At 71.7% G+C, this 16021-nt stretch carries 15 protein-coding genes and 1 riboswitch; of the genes, 9 read left to right on the forward strand and 6 right to left on the reverse strand.

Annotated features, from left to right (window positions below; all coding sequences use genetic code 11):
• Positions 1-8: 8 nt before the first annotated feature.
• From ACQEV2_RS10995 to ACQEV2_RS11015, 5 genes are all read left to right on the forward strand, one after another.
• Positions 9-881 (forward strand): ATP-binding cassette domain-containing protein, encoded by an 873-nt coding sequence (locus ACQEV2_RS10995; protein WP_433039110.1) that lies wholly within the window; start codon positions 9-11, stop codon positions 879-881.
• A complete protein-coding gene (locus tag ACQEV2_RS11000) occupies positions 853-2937 on the forward strand; it encodes a YhgE/Pip family protein (RefSeq protein WP_433039112.1) in 2085 nt (694 codons plus the stop codon). The genes ACQEV2_RS10995 and ACQEV2_RS11000 overlap by 29 nt, the downstream gene beginning before the upstream one ends.
• Positions 2938-2960: 23 nt before the next feature.
• Positions 2961-3590: a TetR/AcrR family transcriptional regulator gene (locus tag ACQEV2_RS11005; protein WP_433039114.1), complete on the forward strand. Its 630-nt coding sequence runs from the start codon at positions 2961-2963 to the stop codon at positions 3588-3590.
• 402 nt (positions 3591-3992) lie between these two features.
• A complete protein-coding gene (locus ACQEV2_RS11010) occupies positions 3993-4607 on the forward strand; it encodes a DUF4126 domain-containing protein (RefSeq protein WP_433039116.1) in 615 nt (204 codons plus the stop codon).
• A 127-nt stretch (positions 4608-4734) separates the two neighbouring features.
• The gene (locus ACQEV2_RS11015; protein ID WP_433039118.1) at positions 4735-6249 is read left to right on the forward strand and encodes a phytoene desaturase family protein; all 1515 of its coding nucleotides are present in this window, start codon (positions 4735-4737) and stop codon (positions 6247-6249) included.
• Between the two features lie 59 nt (positions 6250-6308).
• Here the strand turns inward: ACQEV2_RS11015 and ACQEV2_RS11020 are convergent, their stop codons facing one another.
• From ACQEV2_RS11020 to ACQEV2_RS11045, 6 genes are all read right to left on the reverse strand, one after another.
• Positions 6309-7286 carry a hypothetical protein gene (locus ACQEV2_RS11020; RefSeq protein WP_433039120.1) on the reverse strand — a complete coding sequence of 326 codons (978 nt, stop codon included), beginning with the start codon at positions 7284-7286 and terminating at the stop codon, positions 6309-6311.
• A 57-nt stretch (positions 7287-7343) separates the two neighbouring features.
• Positions 7344-8267: a methylenetetrahydrofolate reductase [NAD(P)H] gene (gene metF / locus ACQEV2_RS11025; RefSeq protein WP_433039122.1), complete on the reverse strand. Its 924-nt coding sequence runs from the start codon at positions 8265-8267 to the stop codon at positions 7344-7346.
• A 221-nt stretch (positions 8268-8488) separates the two neighbouring features.
• Complete coding sequence (thiE, locus tag ACQEV2_RS11030) at positions 8489-9154, reverse strand: thiamine phosphate synthase (protein ID WP_433039124.1); 666 nt, start codon at positions 9152-9154, stop codon at positions 8489-8491.
• A 370-nt stretch (positions 9155-9524) separates the two neighbouring features.
• Positions 9525-9890, reverse strand: a complete 366-nt coding sequence (locus ACQEV2_RS11035) for an Rv2175c family DNA-binding protein (RefSeq protein ID WP_433039126.1) — start codon at positions 9888-9890, stop codon at positions 9525-9527.
• A gap of 78 nt (positions 9891-9968) precedes the next feature.
• Positions 9969-11210 (reverse strand): NAD(P)/FAD-dependent oxidoreductase, encoded by a 1242-nt coding sequence (locus ACQEV2_RS11040; RefSeq protein ID WP_433039128.1) that lies wholly within the window; start codon positions 11208-11210, stop codon positions 9969-9971.
• 32 nt (positions 11211-11242) lie between these two features.
• Positions 11243-11593: a hypothetical protein gene (locus tag ACQEV2_RS11045; RefSeq protein WP_433039130.1), complete on the reverse strand. Its 351-nt coding sequence runs from the start codon at positions 11591-11593 to the stop codon at positions 11243-11245.
• Between the two features lie 52 nt (positions 11594-11645).
• A riboswitch (TPP riboswitch) is annotated at positions 11646-11757 on the forward strand.
• Between ACQEV2_RS11045 and thiO the strand changes: the two genes are divergently transcribed.
• From thiO to pknB, 4 genes are all read left to right on the forward strand, one after another.
• The gene (thiO, locus tag ACQEV2_RS11050) at positions 11755-12921 is read left to right on the forward strand and encodes a glycine oxidase ThiO (protein ID WP_433039132.1); all 1167 of its coding nucleotides are present in this window, start codon (positions 11755-11757) and stop codon (positions 12919-12921) included. (Overlaps the previous riboswitch by 3 nt.)
• A complete protein-coding gene (gene thiS / locus ACQEV2_RS11055) occupies positions 12918-13130 on the forward strand; it encodes a sulfur carrier protein ThiS (protein WP_433039134.1) in 213 nt (70 codons plus the stop codon). Before thiO ends, thiS begins: the two co-directional genes overlap by 4 nt.
• A 3-nt stretch (positions 13131-13133) precedes the next feature.
• Complete coding sequence (locus ACQEV2_RS11060; RefSeq protein ID WP_398821641.1) at positions 13134-13928, forward strand: thiazole synthase; 795 nt, start codon at positions 13134-13136, stop codon at positions 13926-13928.
• A gap of 111 nt (positions 13929-14039) precedes the next feature.
• On the forward strand, positions 14040-15974 hold the full coding sequence (pknB, locus tag ACQEV2_RS11065; protein WP_433039136.1) for a Stk1 family PASTA domain-containing Ser/Thr kinase: 1935 nt from the start codon (positions 14040-14042) through the stop codon (positions 15972-15974).
• Positions 15975-16021 lie beyond the last annotated feature (47 nt).

Below are 16021 nucleotides of genomic sequence, written 5' to 3' on the forward strand. Positions count from 1 at the left end.
GGGCAGGGATGGGGGGAACCGTGACCGGAGTCGGTGTCACGGCCCAGGGTCTCGGCCTCGAAGGGCCCCGCGGATGGGCGTTCCGCGGGGTCTCCTTCGACGCGGAGCCCGGCTCACTGATCACGATCGAAGGTCCGTCCGGCACCGGCCGCACGTGCCTGTTGCTGGCGCTCACGGGGCGCATGAAGCTCTCCGAGGGAGCGGCCACCGTGGGCGATGCGGTGCTGCCCAAGCGCATGGCGGCGGTGCGGCGCGTCAGCGCCCTGGCCCACGTTCCCGGTGTGACCGACCTGGACCCGGCCCTGACCGTCGCCGAGCACCTCCATGAACGGGCGCTGCTGCAGCGGCGGTTCGGCGACTCGTTGCGGGGGCTCCTGCGACCGCGTGCCGAGCGCAGGACCGAGCAGAAGCGGCGCATCGACGCCGCGCTGACGGCAGCGGGCGTCGACCTGGACGCCCTGCCCAAGGGCCCCCGTACCGCCGTACGCGATCTGGAGCGGATGGAGGCGCTGCGGCTGTCCATCGCGCTGGCCCTGATCGGCCGCCCGCGCCTGCTCGGCGTCGACGACACCGATCTCAAGCTCTCCGACGCCGAGCGGACCGAGGTCTGGGCGCTGTTGAAGTCGATCACCGAGGCCGGGACCACGGTCATGGCGGTGTGCCGTGAGGCTCCCGACGGCACGGTCGAGGTGTCCACGCAGGCGACCGACCAGCCGTCCAGCACCCGGGAGACCGCCAGGGCGTCCGTCTCCCAGGAAACCGATGAGCCCCAGCAAACCGAAGAGTCCCAGGAAGCCAAAGAGCCCCAGGAAGCCGAAGAGTCCAGGGAAACCGACGGAAAGGAGGCCGCTGATGCGCTCGCCGAGGCTCGCCGCGCTTGAACTGAGGCGCTTCGGGCGGGGGAAGCTGCCGCGTGCCGCCTTGGTCGCGCTGCTGGTGCTGCCCCTGCTGTACGGCGCCCTGTACCTGTGGTCGTTCTGGGACCCGTACGGCCGTCTCGACCGCATCCCCGTGGCGCTCGTGAACGACGACAAGGGGGCGACCGTCGAGGGGAAGAAGCTCACCGTCGGCGACGACATCACCGAAGGGCTGCGCGAGAGCGAGGTCTTCGACTGGCACGAGGTGAGTGACGCGGAGGCCCGCAAGGGCGTCGAGGACGGCACCTACTACCTGTCGCTGACCATGCCGTCCGACTTCAGTGAGCGGATCGGCTCCAGCGCGGGCGACTCGCCCGAGACGGGCGCCCTCCAGGTGCGTACGAACGACGCGAACAACTACATCGTCGGGCAGATCTCGCGGACGGTCTTCAGCGAGGTGCGCGAAGCCGCCTCCACGAAGGCGTCGCGGTCGTTCCTGGACAAGATCTTCGTGTCGTTCTCCGACATCCACGGCGCGACGGTGAAGGCCGCGAACGGTGCCGACCAGCTCGAAGGCGGCATCGGGAAGGCGGAGAAGGGCTCCAAGGACCTCGCGGACGGGCTGAAGGACGCCAAGGACGGCAGCGGCAAGCTGTCGACGGGCCTGAAGAAGCTCAATAAGGGCGCGGGCGATCTGGACAACGGCTCCAGGCAGGTCGCGCAGGGCACGCAGACGCTGGCCGACAGGGTCAACGGCATCGACCAGAAGATCGGCCCGTTCCTGGCGGACAACGAGAAGACCATCGGGGACACCGCCCAGCTGGTCGCCGACACCTCGGCGGCGATCAGCAACAACCTCGACGACCTCGTGAAGCGGGCGCCGGACGCCGCCAGGCGCGCGCATGCGGCTTCCGACGTGCTGAACACCGTCTACAAGGCGCGCTGCGAGGACGCCGTACTGCCCGACCCTGCCTGCTCCGACCTGAAGAAGGCCAAGCAGTCGGCCGCGGACGTGGCGACGATCGCCGACGACCTCAACGCGCTGATCACCGACCACGACGGCGATCTGAAGGCGCTCAAGAAGAACCTCGCCACCCTCCAGAAGCAGTCCCAGGCGCTCGCCGACCGCGCGCCCCACCTCTCGGAGGACCTCGACGACGCCGTCGCCAAGATCAACAAGCTGAACGACGGGGCCGCCAAGGTCGCCGCGGGTGCCAAGAAGCTGCACTCGGGGATCGGCGGGGCCACGACGGGCGCGGCCGACCTGGACACGGGTGTCGGCAGGCTGAAGACGGGTGCCTACGACCTCAGCGGCGGCATCTACAAGCTCGTCGACGGCTCCGGGAAGCTCTCGGACGGGCTGCACGACGGCGCGAAGCAGATCCCCGACTACGACAAGAAGGCCCGCGACCAGCGCACCGAGGTGATGGCCGACCCGGTCCAGCTCGTCTCCCGGGACATGCACAAGGCGGCCAACTACGGCACCGGTTTCGCCCCGTACTTCATCCCGCTGTCCCTGTGGGTGGGCGCCATGGTGGCGTACATGCTGATCGCGCCGATGAACCGCCGTGCGCTCGCCGCGGGTGCCTCGGCATGGCGGATCGCGCTGGCCGGCTGGCTGCCCGTGGTGGCGATCGGGGTGCTGCAGACGGTGGCCCTGATGTCGGTGCTGCACTGGGCGATCGGGCTGCAGATGGCGCGGGCGGCCGGGACGGTGGGCTTCCTGTTCCTGGTGACGGCGTGCTTCGCGGCGCTCGTGCAGTGGCTGAACGCGCGCTTCGGGGCGGCCGGCCGGATCCTCGTCCTGGCTCTCCTGATGCTGCAGTTGACGTCCGCGGGCGGCACCTACCCCGTCCAGACCAGCCCGGGCTTCTTCAACGCGCTCCACCCCTTCCTGCCGATGAGCTACGTCGTGGAGGCGCTCAGGAGGCTCATCACGGGCGGCGGTCTGGAACCGGTGTGGCACGCGTGCGTGGTGCTCGTCGCCTTCACCGCGGGCGCCCTCGCGCTGACCGCGCTGTCGGCCCGCCGCCGGCAGGTGTGGACGCTCGACCGGCTGCACCCGGAGCTGAGCCTGTGAACGCGCGCGGGACAATCGCTGCCATGGAAAGCAGCAGCGCCGCGTCGGGCGGCAGCACACGCCGTGAGGCCACCCGGCAGAAGCTCTACGAGGCGGCCGTCACGCTCATCGCCGAACAGGGCTTCTCCGCCACGACGGTGGACGAGATCGCCGAGCGGGCGGGGGTGGCGAAGGGCACGGTCTACTACAACTTCGCGAGCAAGTCGGTCCTCTTCGAGGAACTGCTGCGGCACGGAGTCGAGCTCCTCACCGCCTCCCTGCGGGAGGCGGCCGAGAAGACCGAACGCGAGGGCGGCAGCAAGGTGGACGCCCTGGACGCGATGGTCCGCGCGGGGTTGGTCTTCATCGACCGCTATCCGTCCTTCACCCAGCTGTACGTCGCCGAGCTGTGGCGGACGAACCGGGCCTGGCAGTCCACGCTGATGGTGGTCCGGCAGCAGGCCGTGGCGGTCGTCGAGGGTGTGCTGCGCGAAGGCGTGAAAAACGGCGAGTTCAGCGAGGAGATCGACGTCCAGCTGACCGCCTCCGCACTGGTCGGCATGGTCCTGGTGGCCGCGCTGGACTGGAAGTCCTTCCAGCCGGAGCGCTCCTTGGACGACGTGCACGCGGCGCTGTCCCGGCTGCTGCAGGGCCGGGTGAGCGGGCGCCACTGAAGCGGCCGGCACGCGCAGGCCGCCGTACGCATGCGAAAGCGCCGGTCCGAAGTGGCCGCGTCCCCCGCGGGCCACCGCCGAACCGGCGCCTTCTCGTGCTCCCCCGTTTTCCCCGTGTCCCCCGTCTCCCCCGTTGGACCCCCGTTCGGTCGTTCCCCCGGGTCCCCCGTCTCGCTCCCGCCGACGCCAAGTCGGCGGAAGGAGCGGATCCGGGGCCGCTCCGTTCCGGCGCCCCGTGTCGCCGGTGCCGGAGCCGATCCCCTTCTCCGTGCCTCTACTCTCTCGTTCACGCAGGTCGGCCCCCATCCGCGCGTGTACTCATCTCACCGACTAGGTACGCGTACTCAGACCTGCGCACTCATCCCCAAGACCGTCCGTTGCCGACTGGTTACGATCGCCCCCGTGTCTGTACTCCCTTTGGTCTTCACGAGCGGCTGGGCCAGCGGCATCAACGCCTACGCCGTGGTGCTGCTGCTCGGCATATTCGGCGCGACGGGGCTGAGCGACGAGGTGCCCGAGGCGCTGCAACGGCCCGATGTCCTGATAGCCGCCGGTGTGCTGTTCCTCTGCGAGGCGGTCGCCGACAAGATCCCCTACGTTGACTCGGCCTGGGACGCGGTGCACACCGTGATCCGGCCGGTCGCGGGCGCGGTCGTCGCGGCGCTGCTCGCCGGGCAGAGCGGGTCGGTGCCCGAGCTGGCGGCGGGCGCGGTCGGCGGTTCCACGGCGTTGGTGAGCCACCTGGTGAAGGCCGGGACGCGGATGGCGGTCAACACCTCGCCCGAGCCGTTCAGCAACATCGTGGTGAGCATCGCCGAGGATCTCGGCGTCGGTGCCCTCATCACGCTCGCGATCTTCTACCCCGTCGCCGCGGCGGTCGTCGCCGGCGCGCTGCTGCTCGCCGGACTGCTGATGGTCCTCTTCCTGGCCTCGCGGATCCGTCGCTTCCTGCGCCGCAGGGCCGAGCGCCGGGAGGAGAAGCGGATCGCGCAAGCGGTGGGACAGCGGCCCGGCTGAGCCTCCGCCGGACGTCAAGAGCTGAACCTCGACCAGACGTCGAAGAGCTGAGCCTCCGCCCGCGATCAACGAGCCATTGCCCGAGGTCAGCGAGCCCTTGTCAGTGGCGGCCGATAAAGTCCCACGCATGGCAAGGATTGCGGTGATCGGCGCCGGGATGGGCGCCATGGCGGCCGCTGCCCGGCTGGCCGTCGCGGGCCACCGGGTGGCGGTGTACGAGCGTACGGAGACGTACGGCGGAGCGGTGCGCCGCTTCGAGCGCGACGGCTTCGGCTTCGACACGGGACCGGGGCTGCTGCCCCTGCCCGCCGTGTACCGCGACCTGTTCCTCAAGACCGGCAAGGAGCCGCTGGAGGCGTGCGTCGAGCTGGTCCAGGTCGACCCGTCCGCGCGGCACGTCTTCGCGGACGGCACCGAGGTGTTTCTGCCGAACGCCTCGCGCGCGGGTGTGGTGGCCGCCCTGGACGAGGCGCTGGGCGCCGGGACCGGCGACCGCTGGGGCGACTTCCTGGTCCGCGCCCGCGAGGCCTGGGACCGCACCCGCAGACCGCTGCTGGAGGAGCCCCTGTGGCCGAACTGGCAGGTGCTGGCCGAGCGCGAACCCTATCCGGCGGTCCCCCACAAGCGACTCCTGCGCACCCGCCGGGCCGGCACGCTCGCCGAGGTCGGCGCCTGGGAGCTGCGCGACCCCCGGCTCATCGCCCTGCTGGAGAGCCACGCCCTCGCTTACGGCCTGGATCCGCGCGAGGCCCCGGCGAGCGCGGCGGTGCTGCCGTACATGGAGCACGCCTTCGGGACCTGGTATGTGCGGGGCGGCATACGGGAGTTGGCGCGGGCGGTGTACGAGCGGTGCCTCGCCAGGAAGGTCGAGTTCCACTTCGGCGTCGAGGTCGCCGGGATCCTGGAGAAGGACGGCCGGGCGGCGGGGGTGGAGCTGGCCGACGGGGCGGTGGTGGACGCCGATTTCGTGGTCTCTGGGGTCGCTCCCGGGGTGCTGGACCGCCTCGTCCGGGGGACGGCGGTGCGAGGCGAGGCCGGGGTCGCGCCCCAGCGGGGGGCGGCGAGCCGTCTGACGGTGCTGCTGGCGCTGCGCGGCGGCCGACCGGAGGGCACCGCACATCGGACGGTGGTGCACGCGGAGAGCCGGGAGACCGAGCTGGATGCCCTGTTCGGCGCCGCTGGGGGCCTGCCCACCCGCCCCACGGTCACAGTTCTGCGGCCCGACGACCCGGCGCTGGTTCCGGACTCAGGCCATGAGGCGATCACCCTCACCTCGACGGTGCCGGCTCAGCCCGACGGGGACCGGGCGGAGTCGGAGACCTTCGATCAGCACGCCGCACATCTGATCACTGTGGCCGAGCGTGCCGTGCCGGGCCTGCGTGACCGCCTTCTCTGGCACGAGGTGCGCACCCCGGCCGACATCGGGGAGGCGACCGGCGCGGAGGGCGGCGCGGTTCCCGCGCCGGCGCTGGCCGCGGTCGGCGGACGCCTGCTGCACCCGTCCAACACCACGGCGATATCCGGGCTGTTCACGGTCGGCGGCTGGTCCCACCCCGGCGGGGGTCTCCCCCATGCCGGTATGTCGGGCGCGCTGGTGGCCGGGTTGATCGTGGAGGGGCCGGAGTTCCGGGGCTCGCAGTGAGACCGCCGCTGAGGGCGCCTGGCGTGGTGACCGCCGCGTAGGGCGCGTCTCGTGGGCCGTCAGAAGCGGTACTGCTCGTCGTACCCGTTGCCCTGCCCCTGCTCCTGGCCGTTGCCCTGGTACGGGTACTGCTGCTCCGGCGGGAGTTCGCCGCCGTACGCCTCGTCGGTACGCTGCTGCGGGACCCAGACACCGCCGGGCGGGGTCTGGCCGTAGGTGCCGGTGGCGTACTGGTCCTGGCCGTAGCCCTGCTGGCCGTACTGCTGCTGGCCGTAGGCGTCGTACGAGGTGCCGTCGTAGGTCTGGGTGCCGACGTACGGGTCGGAGTACGCGGCGTACTGCTGCTGGCCGGTCGCGTCGTAGCCGTACTGCTGCTGGTCGTAGCCGGAGTAGCCGTAGGCATAGCTCTGGTCGGCCGTCGCGTACTGGTCCTGGGGCTGGCCTGCGGCCGCGTAGTTCTGGTCGGCGGCGGCGTAGGCGGGGTCGCTGTATATGCCGTACGAGCCGGTGTCCTCCGGCAGGGGCTGCGGCTCGTAGACGGCGGTCGTCTCGGCGGCCGTGGGCTGGGCCGGGCGCGAGGGGGTGAAGACGTCGTCGCGGTCGTAGTCGTCGGGGCCGTAACCGACGCTGTCCTGGCCGTACTTGCCGTCGTCCTGACCGTACGGGCCGTCGCCGCTCCCGAAACCGCTCTCGGCCGCCTCGAGGTCGGAGACCTCCAGGGTCGGCTCCTGGCGTTCCGGCTCGCCGCGGCGGCGCTTGGCGGCGGCCAGGGGGCCCAGGGCCGGCGCGGAGACCGCCCAGCCGGCCGAGAAGCCGCGGCGGAACGACAGCGTGACGTAGGTCTGGCCGACCGCGAACGCGGCGGCGCCCAGACCGATGACGACGACGGACGGGATCAGCACCCCGACCACGACGCCGAGGAAACCGACGAAGGCGAGCAGCCGCCAGCGCAGCCGTGCCTTGTACTGCAGCAGCACCTCGCCCAACAGCCACAGCGCGACGATGCCGAACGCGATGTAGAGGACCGTCCAGCCCATGTACGCCCCTCTCCCAGTGGCCGCCTACGCAGTGTGACGTATATCAGGACGGCCGGTCTAGGCCTGCGGTGGGTGGTGCAGGCCCAGGTTCTCGTAGATTTCCAAGGTCGCCGTGGAGTTGTTGAGCGTGATGAAGTGCAGTCCGGGCACTCCCTCGGCCAGCAGCCGCGCACAGAACTCGGTGGCGAACTCGATCCCGATCGAGCGTACAGCCGCCGGATCGTCCTTTGCTGTGAGGATCCGCTCTTTCAGGGCGGAGGGGAAGGAAGCGTTGGTGAGGGACGGGATCCGCTCCAGGTTCCGCACGCTGACGATCGGCATGATCTCCGGGATGATCGGGGTGTCGCAGCCGGAGGCGGCGACCCGGTCGCGCAGCCGCAGGTAGTCCTCCGGTTCGAAGAACATCTGCGTGATCGCGTAGTCCGCCCCGGCACGGCACTTGTCGACGAAGTGCCGGACGTCGGCCTCCCACTCTTCGGAGCGCGGGTGCATCGCGGGGAAGGCCGCGACGCCCACGCAGAAATCGCCGGACGCCTTGATCAGTTCGACGAGTTCGGCGGCGTAGGTCAGGCCCTGGGGGTGCGGCACCCATTCGCCCAGCGGGTCGCCGGGCGGGTCGCCGCGCAGCGCCAGCATGTTGCGGATCCCGGCGTCGGCGTACTGCCCGATGATGTTGCGCAGGTCGGCCACCGAGTGGTCGACCGCGGTGAGGTGGGCGATCGGCGTGAGCGTGGTGTCCGAGGCGATCGCCTCGGTCGCCTTGACGGTGCCGGCGCGGGTGGAACCGCCCGCGCCGTAGGTCACGGAGACGAAGTCGGGACCTACGGCCTCGACCCGGCGCAGCGCGTTCCACAGGTTCCGCTCGCCCTTCGGGGTCTTGGGCGCGTAGAACTCGAAGGAGTACGTCGTCTTGCCGGTCGCGAGCATCTCGCGCACGGTACGAGCGTGGTCCGACCTGATGGATGCGGTGCCGAGGGCCATACTCGCAGGTTAACCAGGGGTCCCCGGTCCCCCAACCGGGCGCCGGACATTTGCCCGAATTGTCGGGTTGTTGTCCACACCTTGGACAACGAGGGCCATAAATGGCCCTGCGGCAGGCCGGGCAGGGCGCCGAGAGCGTGGATCGCGGCCGGGACGACCACTGACTGAGACGCGTGGGGCGGAAACTGAGACGCGGCCGGTCCCGTGACCGAAGGGCCGCCCTACCCCGCCTGCCGCAGCCGCTTCGCGAACTCCGCCGCCGCGGCGCCCGGGTCGTCCGCCTCCGTGATCGCCCGTACGACCACGACACGGCGGGCGCCCGCTTCCAGCACCTGGTCGAGGTTGGCCAGGTCGATGCCGCCGATGGCGAACCAGGGGCGGTCGGTGCCGAGGGCGGCGGTGTGGCGGACCAGGTCGAGGCCGGGGGCGTGGCGACCTGGCTTGGTGGGGGTGGGCCAGCAGGGGCCGGTGCAGAAGTAGTCCACGCCCTCCTGGACGGCGGCCGCGGTGGCCTCCGGCTCGGAGTGCGTGGAGCGGCCGATGAGGACGTCGTCGCCGAGAATCGCACGGGCGGCGGGGACCGGGAGGTCGCCCTGGCCCAGGTGCAGGACGTCGGCGTCGGCGGCGTGCGCCACGTCGGCGCGGTCGTTGACCGCGAGGAGCTTGCCGTGCCGGGCACAGGCCTCGGCGAAGACCTTCAGGTGCTCCAGCTCCTCGGCCGCCTCCATGCCCTTGTCGCGCAGCTGCACGATGTCCACACCGCCGGCCAGGGCGGCGTCCAGGAACTCCGCGAGGTCGCCCTGCTGCTTGCGGGCGTCGGTGCAGAGGTAGAGCCGGGCGTCGGCCAGCTGGGCGCGGGCGGTGGCTGCGGTGGCGGTGTCGGACATGGAAGTGGCCCCTGGGATCGTCGGGTGCGTCGGGTGCGTCGGGTGCGTCGGGTGCGTCGGGTGCGTCGGGTGCGTCGGGTGCGTCGGGATGGTGCCGGACGGAGGCACGGTAGCCGGAGCCGGGTGCGGGAGCGGGGGCCGGTGCTGGGCACCCGGTGCTGGGCGTCGGCGCACCTGCCGTGCCGCCTGCGTCAGACCGCCCAGGGCAACTGCTGCCGGACGGACGGCCGAGGGCCCGACACCGGGCGACGACACCGCCGTATCGATAGGCGTACGGGCGAGGCCCGCCCCACGGCCGCAGTCAGCCACGACCGCGGCCCGCAGGACCCCGGCCCGTACGCCGAACGGTGTTCAGGTCCGGCTGTTCAGATCAGACGGCGAGCGCCTGGGCGCGGCGCTTCACCTCCGTGCCGCGATTCTCGCTGAGCGCCTGCGCGGGGGTGCCGGGCAAGCTCTCGTCGGGGGTGAAGAGCCACTCCAGCATCTCTTCGTCGGTGAAGCCGTCGTCCCGCAGGAGCGTCAGGGTGCCGGACAGGCCCTTGACGACCTTGTCCCCGTCGATGAAGGCGGCAGGGACGTGCAGCGCGCGGTTCTCACCACGGCGTACGGCGATGAGCTGGCCCTCCTTGACCAGCTGCCGGACGCGGGTCACCTCGACGCCGAGCTTTTCGGCGATGTCGGGGAGGGTGAGCCAGGCGGGGACGAGAGCATCGATCTTTGCGTCAATCTCGGTCACGGCAACAAGCCTGCCATCTGCCACTGACAGTCGGAAGTCAGGCCGGTCCACCCGGGCGCGAGCCGTCGCTCCGACGCCCTACGCCACCGCCGCCTTCATCGGCCGTGCCGGGTCCGCCAGCAGCACCGGGTTCATCGGCGTGCCCGCCTCGATCAGCCGCCGTCCCTGTGCCAGATCCCTCGGCCGGCCCACCGCCAGCAGGGCGACCAGCCGGTCGTCCTTCAGCCAGCACACCGTCCAGGCGGGGCCCGACGGGTCGCCGCGCCACAGGGTCGTGTCGGCGGCGGCGTGGTGGCCGGCGTACTGGACGAAGCGGCCGAACTGCTCGGACCAGAAGTACGGCACGGGGTCGTAGACCGCGGGAGGCTCACCGGTGGCCTCGCCGATGATGTTGGCGGCGACCGTGCGCGGGCCCTGGAGGGCGTTGTCCCAGTGGTGGACCAGCAGGCGCTCGCCATACCTTCCCGAAGGGAAGGAAGCGCAGTCGCCGACCGCGTAGACGTCCGGCACGGAGGTGCGCAGGTGGTCGTCGGCGACGACCTCCCCGTGCACGCCCAGCTCGATCCCCGAACCGGCCAGCCAGCCCGTGGCGGGCCGCGCGCCGATGCCGACCACGACGGCGCCCGCGGGCAGCCGTGAGCCGTCGTCGAGGATCACCGCGCCGGGCTCGACGCGCTCCACGCGCGCGTGCGTGCGCAGCACCGCCCCGCTGTCCTCGTACCAGCTGGCCATCGGCGCCGCCACCTCCGCGGGCAGCGCACCCGCGAGCGGCCGGTCGGCGGCCTCCACGACCGTCACCGCGCAGCCCGCCTCGCGCGCGGCCGTGGCGAACTCCGCGCCGATCCAGCCCGCGCCGACGACCACGATGTCGTGCTGCCGGGCGAGCACCGGCCGCAGCCGCTCGGCGTCGTCCAGGGTGCGCAGCAGATGCACGCCGGGCACGCCCTCCGCGCCCGGCAGCCGGATCGGTTCGGCGCCGGTGGCGATCACGAGGACGTCGTACGGGACGGGCCCGGCCTCGGTGTCCAGTTCGTGGTCGGCGGGGCGCACGCCCAGCACCTCGCGCCCCAGTTGAAGGTCGATGCCGAGCGCCTCGAAGTCGACGTCGAAGGCGGAGCCCTCGGCCTTGCCGAGCAGCACGGCCTTGGACAGGGGCGGCCGGTCGTACGGCTGGTGGGGCTCGGCGCCGATCAGTGTGACGGTGCCGGGGAAGCCCTGTTCGCGCAGGGCGACCGCCGTCTGCACCCCGGCCATGCCCGCGCCGGCGACGACCACGCGCCGCGCCTGTGACGTGCCCCGTTGCTGCGTCTGCTCGCTCACCTGATCACCATAGACAACTGACAAATTGTCAGTCAGGGGGCATGCTCAGTGACCTGCTCCACAACGCTGGTTCCCTCGCCTGCCTGTGACTCCCACTCCCAGGTCTCCTCCAGCCGTACCCGCCCGTCGGGCAGCTCGATCACGGTCGACACGCAGTGGCCCGACGACGTCGTCCCGTCCCGCTTGAGCTGCACATACCGGAAGTCCAGCCGGTCACCCTCTCTGGTACCCACCAGATGCCCGCGTACGACGTCGCCGCCCGCGTACTCGGCCCAGATCTCGCCGTCCTTCTCGTGGTACGTGAACCGGGTGCGCGTACCCACCTGACCTGCCGCTTGATCGGCGACAGGGGCGAGGACGAGACCGTCGAGCGAGCGGGCCACGGGCGGAGGCTCCCTTACTGAGACATACGGCAGCGGGCTAGGGTGGCCAACGTAAAGCACTCGCGGGAGCCCGGACGCACCGGGCTGAGAGGGAGGCTGGCGGCCTCCGACCGTACGAACCTGATCCGGGTCATGCCGGCGAAGGGAGGGGCTGGACGCCCATGTCGCGTACGCGAACGTCAGACGTCCTTGTCATCGGGGGCGGAATCATCGGCCTGGTCACGGCGTGGCGGGCCGCGCAGCGCGGGTTCACGACGGCCGTCGTGGACCCGGAGCCGGGCGGCGGCGCCGCCCAGGTGGCCGCCGGGATGCTGGCCGCCGTCACGGAACTGCACTACGGCGAGCAGACCCTGCTGGGCCTGAACCTCGCCTCGGCCCGCCGTTACCCGGACTTCGCGGCCGAGCTCACCGACGTCACCGGCCATGACCTCGGCTACCGCCAGTGCGGCACGCTCGCCGTCGCGCTGGACGCCGACGACCGCGCCCATCTGCGCGAACTGCACGCCCTGCAACGCCAGTCGGGGCTGGACTCCGAGTGGCTGTCGGGGCGTGACTGCCGACGCCTGGAGCCGATGCTCGCGCCGGGGGTGCGCGGCGGGCTTCGGGTGGACGGTGACCACCAGATCGATCCGCGGCGGCTGGCCGGCGCGCTGGTGGCCGCGTGCGAGCGGGCCGGGGTGGTCTTCCACCGGGCGTGGGCCGAGCGCTTCACCGTCGTACGGGAGCGGGCCGCCGGTGTCACCACGACGGACGGCACCGAGCTGGGCGCGGGCCAGGTCGTCCTCGCGGCCGGCAGCCTCAGCGGGCGGCTGCCCGGACTCCCGGACGACGTCCTGCCGCCCGTGCGCCCCGTGAAGGGCCAGGTGCTGCGGCTGACCGTGCCGAAGCGGTACGCGCCGTTCCTGAACCGGACCGTGCGGGCCGTGGTGCGCGGCAGCCAGGTGTATCTGGTGCCGCGCGAGAGCGGGGAGCTGGTCGTGGGGGCGACGAGCGAGGAGCTGGGCTGGGACACGACGGTGACCGCGGGCGGGGTGTACGAGCTGCTGCGCGACGCCCACGAGTTGGTGCCCGGCATCACGGAACTGCCGCTCACCGAGACGCGCGCGGGACTGCGCCCGGGCTCCCCGGACAACGCGCCGCTGCTCGGCCCGACCGAGCTGGACGGGCTGCTGCTCGCCACCGGGCACTACCGCAACGGCGTGCTGCTGACGCCGGTCACCGGCGACGCCATGGCGCACGTCCTGACCACCGGTGAACTCCCGGAGGAAGCCCGGCCGTTCACCCCGAAGAGGTTCAGCGCCGCCGCACTCACGGAGCAGCCCGCATGAACACCCCGGTCACCATCTCGGTCAACGGCGAGCGTCGGCAGATCGAGCCGGGCACGGCTCTCGACACGGTCGTGAAGTCCCTCACCGCGGCGCCCTCCGGAGTGGCCGCCGCCCTCAACGAAACCGTCGTCCCGCGCGCGCAGTGGGCGTCGACGTCCCTCTCCGAAGGGGATCGCGTCGAGGTCCTCACCGCCGTCCAAGGAGGCTGAACCATGGCCGACGATCCCTTTGTCATCGGCGGTACGTCCTTCACGTCCCGTCTGATCATGGGCACGGGCGGGGCGCCCAGCCTGGAGGTGCTGGAGCGGGCGCTGGTGGCGTCCGGGACGGAGCTGACGACGGTCGCGATGCGGCGGGTGAACCCGTCGGTGCACGGGTCCGTCCTGTCCGTGCTGGAGAAGCTCGGCATCCGGGTGCTGCCCAACACGGCCGGGTGCTTCACGGCGGGTGAGGCCGTGCTGACGGCCCGCCTCGCGCGCGAGGCGCTCGGTACGGATCTGGTCAAGCTGGAGGTCATCGCCGACGAGCGGACACTGCTGCCGGATCCGATCGAGCTGCTGGATGCGGCGGAGACGCTGGTGGACGACGGGTTCACGGTGCTGCCGTACACCAATGACGACCCTGTGCTGGCGCGGAAGCTGGAGGACGTCGGGTGTGCGGCGATCATGCCGCTGGGGTCGCCGATCGGGTCGGGGCTCGGCATCCGTAATCCGCACAACTTCCAGCTGATCGTGGAGCACGCGCGCGTGCCGGTGATTCTGGACGCGGGGGCCGGTACGGCGTCCGATGCGGCGCTCGCCATGGAGCTGGGGTGTGCGGGTGTGATGCTTGCCTCGGCGGTGACGCGGGCGCAGGAGCCGGTGTTGATGGCCGACGCGATGCGGCATGCCGTGGAGGCGGGGCGGTTGGCGTACCGGGCGGGGCGGATTCCCAGGCGGCACTTTGCCGAGGCGTCGTCTCCTGCGGAGGGGTTGGCGCGGTTGGATCCGGAACGGCCTGCTTTCTAGGCACCCGGTGCGGCCGCGGCTGCGTGGTTTGCGTCACAGGTCGGCTGCAGTACCGGCCCGATCCTGACCGAACCGGCAGGTGTGTCAGTGTCGGCTCGTACACTCACCTGCGTGGATACGACCCTTCAGGACCCTCTGGTCGGGCAGGTGCTCGACGGCCGGTATCGCGTGGACGCGCGGATCGCGGTCGGCGGGATGGCCACGGTCTACCGGGCCCTGGACACCCGCCTCGACCGCGTCCTCGCGCTCAAGGTGATGCATCCGGCGCTGGCGGTGGACGGGGCGTTCGTCGACCGGTTCATCCGGGAGGCCAAGTCCGTCGCCCGGCTCGCGCACCCCAACGTCGTGCAGGTCTTCGACCAGGGTACCGACGGGTCGTACGTCTATCTCGCCATGGAGTACGTCGCGGGCTGCACGCTGCGCGACGTCCTGCGCGAGCGCGGGGCGCTGCAGCCCCGGGCCGCCCTCGACATCCTGGAGCCGGTGCTCGCCGCGCTCGGTGCCGCGCACCGCGCCGGGTTCGTGCACCGGGACATGAAGCCGGAGAACGTGCTCATAGGGGATGACGGCCGGGTCAAGGTCGCCGACTTCGGGCTCGTGCGGTCCGTGGACACCGTGACCAGCACCACCGGTGCCGTGCTCGGCACCGTCTCCTATCTCGCGCCCGAGCAGATCGAGCAGCCCGGCGCCGCCGACGCCCGCGTCGACGTGTACGCGTGCGGTGTCGTCCTCTACGAGATGCTGACCGGCGACAAACCGCACGACGGGGATTCCCCCGCCGTGGTGCTCTACAAGCACCTCCACGAGGACGTCCCGCCGCCCTCGGCGCTCGTGCCGGGGCTGGCGTACGAACTCGACGAGCTGGTGGCGTCGGCCACCGCGCGCACTCCGGATCTTCGGCCCTACGACGCCGTGGCGCTGCTCGCGCAGGCCCGGGAGGCACGCGCCGCGCTGAGCGCGGACCAGCTGGACGCGGTGCCGCCGCAGGCACTCTCGGCGGAGCACAGCAACGCCGACGACCGTACGAGCGTGATCCCGCGCGCGCTGACCATCCAGCGGCCGCTGCCCGTGAACGAGGACGAGCCCGAGCCCGTCTTCAACCGGACCAGCCGGCTGGAGGCCCCGCCGCCCCTGCCGCCCCGGCGCCGGTCGGGGACCTCGCGTGCGCCGCGCGGCCCGCTCGTCATCGTCGCCGCCGTCCTGCTGGCCCTCGGCCTCGGTGTCGGCGTCTGGTACATCAACTCCGGCCAGTTCACCAAGGTCCCGTCGCTCCTGTCCAAGACCCAGGCGCAGGCCGAGGACCGGCTGGAGGAGGCCGGGCTGGAGCTCGGCAAGGTGGAGCGCGCCTACAGCGACACCGTCAGGCGCGGCACCGTCATCAGCACGGACCCGGGGATGGGCGCCCGCATCCGGAACAACGACTCGGTCAACCTGGTCATCTCGGCGGGGCCGGAGACCGTCAAGGTCCCCGACCTGCAGGGCTACAAGCTGGACAAGGCGCGGACCGTGCTGAAGGACAGCGGTCTCCAGCCGGGCAGGGTGACCCGGGAGTTCAACGACGAGTTCTCCCCGGGCTTCGTGATCTCCTCCGAACCCGGGGACGGCACCAAGGTCCGCTCCGGCTCCGCGGTCGAGCTCACCGTCAGCAAGGGCAGCCCCATCGACGTCCCGGACGTCACCGGCGAGACCCTGGCGGACGCGAGGGCCGACCTGGAGGAGGCCGGCCTGAAGGTGAAGATCGCCCCCGCGCGGGTCAACTCCGAGTTCGACGCGGGCCAGGTCGCCCGGCAGTCACCGGCGAACGGCCAGGCCGCCGAGGGCGACACGGTGACGCTGACGCTGTCCAAGGGCCCGGAGATGATCGAGGTCCCGGACGTGACCGGCGACAGTGTCGACGACGCCAGGGCCGAGCTGGAGGCCGCCGGCTTCGAGGTCGACGAGGACCGCGGCCTGCTGGGACTGTTCGGCGACACGGTCAAGAAGCAGTCCGTCAAGGGCGGGGAGAGGGCACCCAAGGGGTCGACGATCACGATCACCATCCGATGACGGTGGTCACCATCCGGTGACCGGGGTCCACGGCGGCCATGACACTC

Origin of the sequence: Streptomyces sp. CA-251387, assembly GCF_050936625.1 — a bacterium.
Taxonomy (GTDB): domain Bacteria; phylum Actinomycetota; class Actinomycetes; order Streptomycetales; family Streptomycetaceae; genus Streptomyces.